Source organism: Streptomyces sp. SM18 (genome assembly GCF_002910775.2).
Lineage (GTDB): Bacteria > Actinomycetota > Actinomycetes > Streptomycetales > Streptomycetaceae > Streptomyces > Streptomyces halstedii.
Genome location: NZ_CP029342.1, coordinates 1,212,543 through 1,223,167, shown reverse-complemented (window position 1 = coordinate 1,223,167; position 10,625 = coordinate 1,212,543). Strand labels below are relative to the sequence as shown.

Sequence of the window (10,625 nt, the reverse complement as noted above, 5' to 3'; positions counted from 1 at the left end):
CGCAGGGCGCACCGACATCGCACCCCCTTGAGCCGCAAGGAGACCACCCGATGCTGCCCTGGACCCGTGCCCCGCGCGCACGCCGAACCCCCTTCGCCGCACTGCTGCTCGCGGCCCTCGCGCTCGTCGTCCCCACGGCGGCGACCGCGACGGCCGCCCCCACCGTCCCCGCCCCCACCTCCGCAGAGGCGTCCACCTCCGTGCGGGCCGCCATCTCCCGTGGCTGGAACGACTTCTCCTGCAAGCCCTCCACGGCCCACCCCCGCCCCGTCGTCCTGGTCCACGGGACCTTCGCCAACTCCGTCGACAACTGGCTGGTCCTCGCCCCCTACCTCGTCAACCGGGGCTACTGCGTCTTCTCGCTCGACTACGGGCAGCTCCCAGGCCTCCCGCACATCGGCGGCCTCGGCCCCATCGACGCGTCGGCCGGGCAGCTCGCCACCTACGTCGACCGGGTGCTCGCCGCCACCGGAGCCCCCGAGGCCGACCTCGTGGGCCACTCGCAGGGCGGGATGATGCCGCACTACTACCTGAAGTTCCTCGGCGGCGCCGCCAAGGTGAACGCCCTCGTCGGGATCGCCCCCGACAACCACGGCACCACCTTGCTCGGCCTCACCGGGCTGCTGCCGTACTTCCCGGGGCTCGGACACCTCATCACCGAGAAGACCCCGGGCCTCGCCGACCAGGTCGCCGGGTCGCGGTTCATCACCGAGCTCACGGCCGGCGGGGACACCGTGCCCGGCGTCCGCTACACGGTGATCGCCACCCGGTACGACGAGGTCGTCACCCCGTACCGCACGCAGTACCTGGACGGGCCGGACGTACGCAACGTCCTGCTCCAGGACCTGTGCCCGCTCTCCCTGTCCGAGCACGTCGCGATCGGCACGATCGACCGGGTGGCCTTCCACGAGGTCGCCAACGCCCTCGACCCGGCGCACGCCACCCCGACCACCTGCCTCTCGGTGATCGGCTGAGGAAGGACCGGGCCCCGCGCTGTCAGGAGCGCGGGGCCCCGGCGGTCACGGGCCCGGGAGGCGGCGGGCGGCGCGGGCGCCTACCGTGGGCGGGTGACGAGGCGGAGGCCTCAGCCGCCGACCGTTCCTAGCGGAGGTAGTGATGACGACCGTTCCCCGCGCCGAACTGACCGGGACCTACGCGCTGGACCCGGCCCACACCCAGATCGGCTTCGTGGCCCGCCACGCGATGGTCACCAAGGTGCGCGGCTCGTTCCGGGAGTTCGAAGGCACCGCGCAGATCGACGGCGCCGAGCCCGAACGGTCCTCGGTGACCGTCACCATCAAGGCGGCCAGCATCGACACCGGCAACCAGCAGCGCGACGAGCACCTGCGCACCAACGACTTCCTGGACGCGCCCGCCCACCCCGACATCACCTTCACCTCCACCGGGGTGCGGGTGCTGGAGGACGACAAGGTCGAGGTCGCCGGCGACCTGACCATCAAGGGAACCACCCGTTCCGTGACCATCCCGTTCTCCTTCCAGGGCAGCGCCACCGACCCGATGGGCAACACCCGGGCGGGCTTCGAGGGATCCGTGGAGATCAGCCGCAAGGACTACGGCGTCACCTGGAACGCCCCGCTGGAGGGCGGCGGCGTCCTCGTCGGCGACAAGATCGTGCTGGAGTTCGACGTCTCCGCGATCAAGCAGTCCTGACCGTCCGGGCACCCCCGGTCCGGCGCCACGCGCGCCCGCCCGTCGCGCGCGGGCGGGCGTTCCCGTGTGACGGGCGCGGCGGCGCTGTCGGTGGCGGCTGAGAAGATCGGCGGTATGACCACGACCGACTGGGACGCCGCCGCCGACTCCTTCGACGACGAGCCCGACCACGGGCTTCTCGACCCCGCCGTCCGCGCCGCCTGGGCACGGCGGATGGAGAGCTGGCTGCCCGCCGCGCGCTCCGAGGTGCTCGACCTGGGATGCGGCACCGGCAGCCTCGCCCTCCTCGTCGCCGGCCAGGGGCACCGGGTCACCGCCGTCGACCGGTCGCCGCGCATGGCCGGGCGGGCGAGGACCAAGCTCGCCGGGACCGGCGCCGAGGTGCTCGTGGGGGACGCCGGACACCCCCCGGTCGGGCCCCGGCGGTTCGACGTGGTCCTGGCCCGGCATGTGGTGTGGCTGCTGCCCGACCCCGAGGCCGCCCTGCGGCACTGGTTCTCCCTGCTGAGGCCCGGCGGCCGGCTGGTGCTGATCGAGGGGGTGTGGGGCGGCGAGGGCCTGTCGGCGGCCCGGCTCACCGCCCTGCTCGCCCCGTTCACCGAGCGCGTCCACCACGAGCCGCTCTCCGGGGACGCCCGCCTCTGGGGCAGGGAGGTGGACGACGAGCGGTACGCCCTGGTGGCCCGCGCCGAACCGCCGCACCGGCACACCGAGGTGGTGGACGTCCACCTCCTCCTGCGGCGCGGCCCCGAGGTGCTGCTCGCCCGCCGGGCGGGCACCGGATACGCGGACGGGCTGCTCCACGCGCCCTCCGGCCACGCGGAGGACGGCGAGGACGTCCGGGAGGCCATGATCCGGGAGGCGGCCGAGGAGACCGGGGTCGCACTCCGCCCCGAGGAGCTCCGGGTGGCCTTGGTCATGCAGCACCGGGGCCCCGGGGGCAGCCCCCGGACGGGCTGGTTCTTCGAGGCGGAGTACGACCCGGAGCGCCCGCCCCGCAACGCCGAGCCGGAGAAGTGCTCGGAGATCGGCTGGTACCGGCTGGACGCCCTTCCGGACGACATGATCGCCTACTGCCGCGCCGGACTGGAGGCGTACCGCGCCGAGGAGCGCTTCGTCCTCCACTGGCACGAGGACGGCGACACCGTCGCCCACACCCCGGACGGCCCCCGGCGCGCGGTACCGCTGCCGCAGTCCGCCGTCCCCACGGGCCGGGTGCACCACATCGAGCTGTGGGTGCCCGACCTGGCGGAGGCGGAGGCGGAGTGGGGCTGGCTGCTCGGCGAACTGGGCCATGTCCCGTACCAGCGCTGGGCGCACGGCCGCAGCTGGCGGCGGGGCGACGGCTATGTGGCCGTCGTCTGCTCACCGGACGGGTCCGGCGGCACGCACGACCGGCTGCGCCCCGGAGTCAACCACCTGGCGTTCCACGCGGGCGACCGGGCCGCGCTCGACGCCCTGGTGGCCCGCGCCCCCGACCACGGCTGGCGCCTCCTCTTCCCCGACCGCCACCCGTACGCCGGAGGCGACGGCCACTACGCGGCGTACCTGGCGAACGCCGCCGGGTACGAGGTGGAGCTGGTGGCCCTCTAGGCCGCGTCCGTCGGACCCGCCCGGCGACCTGCGGGCGGACACGGCCCCGGCCCGCGACACGGTCCGGGCCGGCGGTTCAGCGGAGCTTGATCGCCCCGCCGTCGGCCATCAGGGTCTGGCCCGTGATGTAGCGGGCGTCGTCGCTCGCCAGGAAGGCGATGACCGGAGCGACGTCCTTCAACGGGTCCCCGAAGCGGCCCAGCGGGACCTTGGCGGCGGAGAGCGCGTACTGCTCGGGGTTGGCCTCGGCCCACTGCGCGACACCCGCCGTCTTCGCCATCGGCGAGACGACGTTGACCCGGATCTGGTCCGCCGCCCACTCGTTGGCGACGACCCGGCTGAGGCCACGGATGGCCTCCTTGGCCGCCGCGTACGAGGCCTGGTTGGGCTGGCCGTCGATGCCCGCGCCCGAGGCGAAGTTGACGACCGCGCCCCGCGCCTTCCGCAGCTCCGGGTAGGCGGCGAGCATGAAGTTGCGGGTGGCGAAGAGGCCGGTGTCCAGGGCGAGGCTCCAGTCGTCCTCGGTCTGCTCCACGAAGGGCCGCACCCGGGAGGCGCTTGCGTTGTTCACCAGGACGTCGAGGGCCCCGAAGCGCTCCACGGCCGTGGCGACCGCCCGGTCGGCGACCGCGCGGTCGGAGACGTCGCCCCGGATGAACGCCACGGCGTCCCCGAGACCGGCCACGACCGCGTCTCCGGCCTCCTGCTGGAGGTCGACGACGACGACCCGGGCGCCGCGTTCGACGAAGAGCCGGGTGACGGCCTCCCCGATGCCGGACGCACCGCCGGTGACGACCGCTACCTTGTTTTCCAGAGTCATGTCAGCGCAGTTCCTTCGTTTCGTACGTGGTGGCGCTCCGTTCCCCCGTACGACGCCATGCATGTGCATCATACCCACGATGTGCATAATGCACATGTAAGGAAGGGGTGCGCGTCTCAGCCGAGCAGCCCCGCCAGGCCCTCGGTCCGGGCCAGCCGCTCCAGCTCGTCCAGCGCCCGCACCGCGGCCCCGGCGGCCTCGGGGTCCCGGTCGGCGAGGCCGCTCTCCGCGAACTCGTCCTCGTCCAGGCGCAGGACCGACGAGCCGTCCGCCGACACCCACAGGTCGAGGTCCAGATCCTCGACCAGCAGCTCGGAGCCCTCCAGGACGGCGGGCCGGGTGATGTCGCAGTACCAGCCCTTCAGCGCGCCCCCGCCGGTGCGGACCTCCTTCACGGCGAACCACCGGTCGCGCCAGTAGTGCTCGGTGAACACGTCACCCGGCTCGAACCGCACGAAGCCGAAGTCCCGGACCCCGGGGGCCGCCCACGGCGCCCGGACGGTGATGCGGGACCCGTCGTCCCGTACCGTCTCGGCCGGATACCGGATCTTGGTGCGGCCGGCCTTGACCAGGGCCACGGTCAGGGTCCTTCCGGCCGGGGCCGCGGGCAGGAGGCTCCCGGGGTCAGACGAGGGCGCGGACATGACGTACCTCCGTGGCGCAGACGGTGTAACCGAACCAGGTGTTGACCGCCAGCATCGGGCCGTTCCCGGCGTCGTTCCCGGTGTACGCGTCCGTGTATCCGGCCGCCCGCGCCCGGTGGAGCGAGTCGTTCTTCGCCAGCTTGGCCAGGCCCCGGCCACGGAAGGCCCGGCGGGTGCCGGTCATCGCCGTCCCGTAGCGGGTCAGGCCGTCCGTCGTGGCCGCGCTGAACGCGGCGACCTCCCCGTCCACCAGCACGACCGAGGTGAGCGCGCGGTCGAAGCCGGGCCGGTGCCAGGTGGTGGCCAGCCAGTCGTCGTAGTCCGCGAGCTCGGCCGGGGTGTCGCTCGGCTCGTCGGCGGTGGTCTCCGCGTCCGCCTCGAACAGAGGACGGGGATCGTCCGCGAAGTCCGCCGCGCTGCGCAGCTCCACCCCGGGCGGAGCGTCCCGGAGGGGCGGCAGCGTGCCGCCGGCCAGGTCGAGGTGGAGGAAGTGCGCCGGGCGGCGCGGCTCGTAGCCGCGCTTCCCGGCGAACGCGCGGTCGGCCGGCTCGTCCGGCACCCAGGTGTAGACGCTCCTCGCACCGGCCTCGGCCAGATACTCCTCGGCCGTCGCCACCAGCAGCGAGCCCGCTCCCCGGCCCAGCCGCTCCGGGTCGGTGTACACGTTGCAGAACCCCTGGCCTGGCACCGGGCTGTCGTGGGAGAGGCCCACCTGCGCGGTCCCCGTCACCTCGCCGTCCTCCTCCGCGACCAGCGGCCGGTACCGCCGCCCGGGGTGCGCGCGGGCCAGGTCGTACAGGACCTGGCCGGGGGTCGTCACCATGTACGGGAGGGCGGCGCGCCGCACCCGTACCCAGGCCTCGGCGTCAGCGGGCCGGAAGTCTCGTACCGTCACCGTCATGGGGCGGACGCTACGCGGACGGCCGGGGCGGGCGCCTCCGAATTTCCGGTGGTGGGGGAGAATCGGGCCGTGACCCTGACGATCGCCCTTGACCCGGAATCCACCACCGCGCCCTACGAGCAACTGCGCGCCCAGCTCTCCGAACAGGCCCGCTCCGGCGCCCTGCCCGTCGGCTTCCGGCTGCCGACGGTACGCGGCTTCGCCGAGGAACTGGGCCTCGCCGCCAACACGGTGGCCAAGGCCTACCGCGCGCTGGAGGCCGACGGGGTGATCGAGACCCGGGGGCGCAACGGGACGTTCGTCGCCGCGGCGGGCGGCGCGGCGGAGCGCAAGGCGGCCACCGCCGCCCGGGACTACGCCGAGCAGGCCAGACGCCTCGGCCTGTCGCGGGCCGAGGCGCTGTCACGGGCCGAGGACGCGGTCCGGGCGGCCTACGGGGGGTGACGCCCCGGGGGCCGGGCCGGAGAAGGGAAAGCCCGGACCGGAGAGGGGGACGGCCTGGCCGGAGTGCGGAACGGCCTGGCCGGCGTGCGGAACCTGGCCGGAGTGGGGTGCCGGTCCGGCCGGAGTGGGGTGCGGCCGGGGTCGGAGGGAGCGGCCGGGTCAGAGATAGAGGCCGGCGTCCGCCCCCGCGTCCTGCTTCGGCACGGACGCGGGACCGCTGCCACGGCGCAGCGCGAACAGCTCGGCCAGGGTCGCGCCCTCGCGGCCGAGCCCCTCCTCCGCACCCAGCCAGGACACCGATTCGGCGCGGGTCAGCGGGCCGACCTCGATCCGGGCCAGGCAGCGGCCCGGCCTGACGACCGCGGGGTGCAGCCGCTCCAGGTCCTCGTTGGTCGTCACCCCCACCAGCACGTTGCGGCCCTGGCCCAGCAGACCGTCCGTCAGGTTCAGCAGCCGGGACAGCGCCTGGCCGGCGGTGTGCTTGGCCTCGCCGCGGATCAGCTCGTCGCAGTCCTCCAGGAGGAGCAGCCGCCAGCGGCCCTTCGCCGAGCCCTCGTCCTCCCCGATGGCGATGTCCATCAGATAGCCGACGTCGTTGAAGAGGCGCTCCGGGTCCAGCACGCAGTCCACCTGGCACCAGTCCCGCCAGGACCGGGCCAGCGTGCGCAGCGCGGAGGTCTTGCCGGTGCCCGGAGGGCCGTGCAGCAGGAGCAGCCGGCCGGCGATGTCGTCCGGGGTGACCTTCATCAGCCGGTCCATGGCGTCGGCCACCGGCGCCGTGTAGTTGGTCCGGACCTCGTCCCAGGTGCCCGCGGCGATCTGCCGGGTGGTCCGGTGCGGGCCGCGGCGGGGGGAGACGTACCAGAAGCCCATCGTGACGTTCTCGGGCTGTGGTTCCGGTTCGTCCTGGGCTCCGGCGGTCGCCTCGGACAGCACCTTTTCGGCCAGTTCGGGCGTGGTGGCGGTGACGGTCACGTCCGCGCCCCGGTTCCACCGCGAGACCAGCAGGGTCCACCCCTCGCCCTCGGCCAGGGTCGCGCTGCGGTCGTCGTCGCGGGCGGCCCGCAACACCGTGGCCTCCGCGGGCAGCAGGCTGGCCCCCGACTTCACCCGGTCGAGGGAGGAACTGTGCGAGTACGGCTGCTCGCCCGTCGCGAAACGGCCGAGGAACAGCGCGTCCACGACGTCGGACGGCGCGTCGCTGTCGTCGACATTGAGCCGGATCGGCAGAGCTGACTCGGGAGAGGCTGGCATGGCGCCCATGATCCGGCACGGTGGCACGCGGCGCACCCAGGTTTCACGAAGCCGCCCCGGCGAAGGCTCCGCCGTGCGGGTTCCGCGCGCCCGGGGACGCCCGGCCGGCACCGGGCGGACCGGGACGGTCCGGAACCGGTCGGAAGCGGTAACGCGACGTCAACCTCCGTATACCCGTGTGCAATCGGACGGCCGGGATACACGAGTGTCAGCCCGGGACGATAGGGTTGTCCTGCCCGGGGCCGGGTGCCCTCGTACGGGTGGGGAGTGACATGGAACAGATAACGGTGCGCAGCAGGCCGCGTGTGCCTGCCATCACCTGTGGGAGCAGTGCGACCAGTTCGCGGCTCGACCGCCATCTCGCGGTGCTGGGCGGCCCCGCCGTGCCGCGGCGCGAGTCCGCGGAGGCGACGCTGCTGATGCTGGAGCTGACCTCGCGCGACGCCGCGCACAGCCGCAGGAGCAGGAGCGGGCGCGTCTCGCTCTTCGCCCCGCTGCGTCGGCTGCGGCGCTCGCTGTTCGGCAGCCGCCGCTGACCGACGGCGTTCAGGCAGGTCCGGCCCACCGCTCAGGGCCGTACCCGAGATCATCCCGCCCCGGCGCAGTGCCGCTGTCCGTTCGCCCGCCATCCCCAGGGCCCGCGGTATCGCGTCGGTGTGCTCACCCGGCGCCGGTACGGCACCCCTCGGCGTCCTCGCCCCGGTCGCACGGCCCCTCCGTCACCCCCTGCCGTCGCGCGCGTACCGCCGGACCGTCAGCGGGACGAACACCGCGAGCAGGACCGCCGCCCAGGCCAGTGTGCCGGCCACCGGATGCGCGGACGGCCACGCGGCGTCGGCGGCCGGGACCGTGTTGCCGAACAGCTCGCGGGTGGCCGCGGCGAGGGCGCTGATCGGGTTCCACTCGGCCACCGTCCGCACCCAGCCCGGCATGCCCCCCGTGGGGATGTACGCGCTGGAGAGCAGCGGCAGGACGAACGTCGCGCTGCCGAGCTGGCCCGCGGCCTCCTCGTCACGGATCAGCAGACCGAGCCAGTAGCCCACCCAGGAGGTGGCGAACCGGAAGAGCAGCAGCAGCCCGAACGCGCCCAGGGCTCCGGCGGCGCCGTCCTCGATCCGCCAGCCCGCGGCGTATCCGACGAGCATCAGCGGGACCAGGCCCACGGCCGTCGTCAGCACCTCGGCTGCGGTGGCGCCGAGCGGCACGGCGGCCCGGCTCATGGGCAGCGTACGGAAGCGGTCCATCACCCCCCGGTGGCAGTCCTGGGCGGCCTGGAACATCCCCGTCATGAGGCCGTTCGCGGCGGTGGCCGCGAGGAGTCCGGGCACCAGGAAGGCGCGGTACTCCTCGCCGGGGACGGCCAGCGCGCTGCCGAAGACGTAGCCGAAGAACAGCAGCATGGTGATCGGCATGGTCTGGGTGAGGATCAGGACCCCCGGCGCGGCCCTGAGCTTGTGCAGATGGCGGCCGGTCATCGCCAGACCGTCCGCGATCAGGGTGCCGCCCCCGGCGGGTGCCGGGTTCCGCTCGTGGACCAGGGTGGTGGCGCTCATGCGGCCGGCTCCTTCGTGGTGGGGGACGCGCCCCGGTCGGTGAGGCAGAGGAAGGCCTCGTCCAGGGTGGGCGGGCGCAGGCTCGCGTCGATCAGCGGGACGTCCGCCGCGTCGAGTTCCCGTACGAGGCGGGGCAGGGTCAGGGTGGGGTCCGGGGCGGTGACGCCGACCGTGCGGTGCTCGGGGTCCAGCACCGGTTCGGCGCCGGTCAGACGGTCGAGGACGGCCGCCGCCGCCCCGAGCGCCGACTCGTGCGCGACGACGACCTCCGCGTACCCGCCGATGAGCGCCTTGAGTTCGGCCGGAGTGCCCCGGTGGGCGGCCCGGCCCCGGTCGATCAGCACGACGGAGTCGGCCAGTTGGTCGGCCTCCTCCAGGTACTGGGTGGTGAGCAGCACCGTGGTGCCCCGGCCCGCGAGTTCGCGCACCGCGGCCCAGATCTGGTTGCGGCTGTGCGGGTCGAGGCCGGTGGTCGGCTCGTCGAGGAAGAGCACCTGAGGACGGGTGAGCAGGCCCGCGGCCAGGTCCAGACGGCGCCGCATGCCGCCCGAGTAGGTGTGGGCGGGGCGGTCGGCGGCCTCGGTCAGGCCGAAGCGGTCGAGGAGTTCGTCGGCGCGTGAGCGTCCCGCCGCGCCCCGGAGGCGGAGCAGCCGGGCGAAGAGCCGGAGGTTCTGCCGGCCGGACAGCTCCCCGTCGACCGAGGTGCTCTGTCCGGTGACCGCGACGGCCGCGCGTACGGCGGCCGCCTCACGGACCACATCGTGCCCGGCGACCCGCGCGCTGCCGCCGTCCGGGCCGGTCAGCGTGGTGAGCACCCGGACCGCGGTGCTCTTGCCCGCGCCGTTGGGCCCGAGCACCCCGCAGACGGTGCCTTCGGCGACGGCCAGATCGAGTCCGCGCAGCGCGTGGACGTCTCCGTAACGCTTCTCCAGGCCTTCACTAAGTACAGCGTACGTAGTTGTCATGGGTGCACCGTACCGCACTACGTACGGTGTACGTAACTAGGATGGGGGGCGAGGTGGTGATCCATGGTGGGGCGGTCCCCTGCAGCCGAAGTCATCTGGGCGCGTCCCGAGCGCGCGGGTCGCGGGCCGAAGCCGGCCTTCGGCCGGGCCGACATCGCGGCGGCCGCGGTCCGTATCGCCGACGCCGAGGGTCTCGACGGGGTCTCGATGCGGAAGGTGGCGGCCGAACTGGGCTGCGGCACGATGTCGCTGTACAACTACGTCCCCCGCAAGGAGGATCTGTACGAGCTGATGTTCGACCTGGTCAGCGGTGAGTACGACCTGTCCGCCGAGCCCTCCGGTGACTGGCGCGCCGACCTCCTGGCACTCGCCCATCAGGGGCGCGCGATGATGCACCGGCACACCTGGATGCCCGCGCTGATGTCGCCGGTCTACGGATTCAGCCCCCACGCGCTGGCGTACCTCGAATACACGCTGAGCTGTCTGGACTCCTTCGACGCCCAGTTCGGCGAGAAGATGGAACTCATCGCCATGATCAACGGTGTGATCACCACCTATGTGGCCAACGAGATCGCCACGGCGGAGCGCGGCCGTTCGCTTCCGTGGTCCGAGCAGCAGGAACACGAGGCGCGTACCCGGTACCTGGCCGGCCAGATCTCGACCGGACGGTACCCGCGCATGGCGGCCGGGTTCGCCGAGGACTCCGGCCCGATCGACCTCGAAGGCGTCTTCGACCGCGCGCTGGGCCGGGTGCTGGACTCCTTCGAACGGTAGGCACCG

At 73.7% G+C, this 10,625-nt stretch carries 11 protein-coding genes and 1 pseudogene; 6 read left to right on the top strand and 6 right to left on the bottom strand.

From position 1 onward, the window contains the following. The first annotated feature begins 50 nt into the window (after positions 1–50). From B9S64_RS05350 to B9S64_RS05340, 3 genes and pseudogenes are all read left to right on the top strand, one after another. The gene (locus B9S64_RS05350) at positions 51–974 is read left to right on the top strand and encodes a triacylglycerol lipase (RefSeq protein WP_103493256.1); all 924 of its coding nucleotides are present in this window, start codon (positions 51–53) and stop codon (positions 972–974) included. A gap of 142 nt (positions 975–1,116) precedes the next feature. Then, positions 1,117–1,671 (top strand): YceI family protein, encoded by a 555-nt coding sequence (locus B9S64_RS05345; protein ID WP_103493257.1) that lies wholly within the window; start codon positions 1,117–1,119, stop codon positions 1,669–1,671. Between the two features lie 114 nt (positions 1,672–1,785). Further along, positions 1,786–3,258, top strand: a pseudogene (locus B9S64_RS05340) (trifunctional class I SAM-dependent methyltransferase/NUDIX hydrolase/VOC family protein); the annotation flags it as partial. Positions 3,259–3,340: 82 nt separating this feature from the next. On the opposite strand, the gene B9S64_RS05335 reads toward B9S64_RS05340, so the two are convergent. From B9S64_RS05335 to B9S64_RS05325, 3 genes are all read right to left on the bottom strand, one after another. After that, positions 3,341–4,084: an SDR family NAD(P)-dependent oxidoreductase gene (locus tag B9S64_RS05335; RefSeq protein WP_028443916.1), complete on the bottom strand. Its 744-nt coding sequence runs from the start codon at positions 4,082–4,084 to the stop codon at positions 3,341–3,343. Positions 4,085–4,200: 116 nt separating this feature from the next. Next, complete coding sequence (locus tag B9S64_RS05330; RefSeq protein WP_103493259.1) at positions 4,201–4,728, bottom strand: DUF402 domain-containing protein; 528 nt, start codon at positions 4,726–4,728, stop codon at positions 4,201–4,203. After that, on the bottom strand, positions 4,709–5,629 hold the full coding sequence (locus B9S64_RS05325) for a GNAT family N-acetyltransferase (protein ID WP_103493260.1): 921 nt from the start codon (positions 5,627–5,629) through the stop codon (positions 4,709–4,711). Before B9S64_RS05325 ends, B9S64_RS05330 begins: the two co-directional genes overlap by 20 nt. Before the next feature lie 69 nt (positions 5,630–5,698). Here B9S64_RS05325 and B9S64_RS05320 point away from each other — a divergent pair, with 69 nt between their 5' ends. Further along, positions 5,699–6,073, top strand: coding sequence for a GntR family transcriptional regulator (locus B9S64_RS05320; protein WP_103493261.1), 375 nt, complete (start codon positions 5,699–5,701; stop codon positions 6,071–6,073). Positions 6,074–6,232: 159 nt separating this feature from the next. Here the strand turns inward: B9S64_RS05320 and B9S64_RS05315 are convergent, their stop codons facing one another. Next, positions 6,233–7,327 (bottom strand): DUF5925 domain-containing protein, encoded by a 1,095-nt coding sequence (locus B9S64_RS05315; RefSeq protein WP_037875936.1) that lies wholly within the window; start codon positions 7,325–7,327, stop codon positions 6,233–6,235. Between the two features lie 272 nt (positions 7,328–7,599). Here B9S64_RS05315 and B9S64_RS05310 point away from each other — a divergent pair, with 272 nt between their 5' ends. Continuing rightward, on the top strand, positions 7,600–7,863 hold the full coding sequence (locus B9S64_RS05310; RefSeq protein WP_030629589.1) for a hypothetical protein: 264 nt from the start codon (positions 7,600–7,602) through the stop codon (positions 7,861–7,863). Positions 7,864–8,046: 183 nt separating this feature from the next. Here the strand turns inward: B9S64_RS05310 and B9S64_RS05305 are convergent, their stop codons facing one another. Next, entirely contained in the window at positions 8,047–8,880 is an 834-nt protein-coding gene (locus B9S64_RS05305) for an ABC transporter permease (RefSeq protein ID WP_103493262.1), read from the bottom strand. After that, a complete protein-coding gene (locus B9S64_RS05300; protein ID WP_103493263.1) occupies positions 8,877–9,845 on the bottom strand; it encodes an ATP-binding cassette domain-containing protein in 969 nt (322 codons plus the stop codon). The genes B9S64_RS05305 and B9S64_RS05300 overlap by 4 nt, the downstream gene beginning before the upstream one ends. Positions 9,846–9,908: 63 nt before the next feature. Here B9S64_RS05300 and B9S64_RS05295 point away from each other — a divergent pair, with 63 nt between their 5' ends. After that, positions 9,909–10,619, top strand: a complete 711-nt coding sequence (locus B9S64_RS05295; RefSeq protein WP_103493264.1) for a TetR/AcrR family transcriptional regulator — start codon at positions 9,909–9,911, stop codon at positions 10,617–10,619. Positions 10,620–10,625 lie beyond the last annotated feature (6 nt).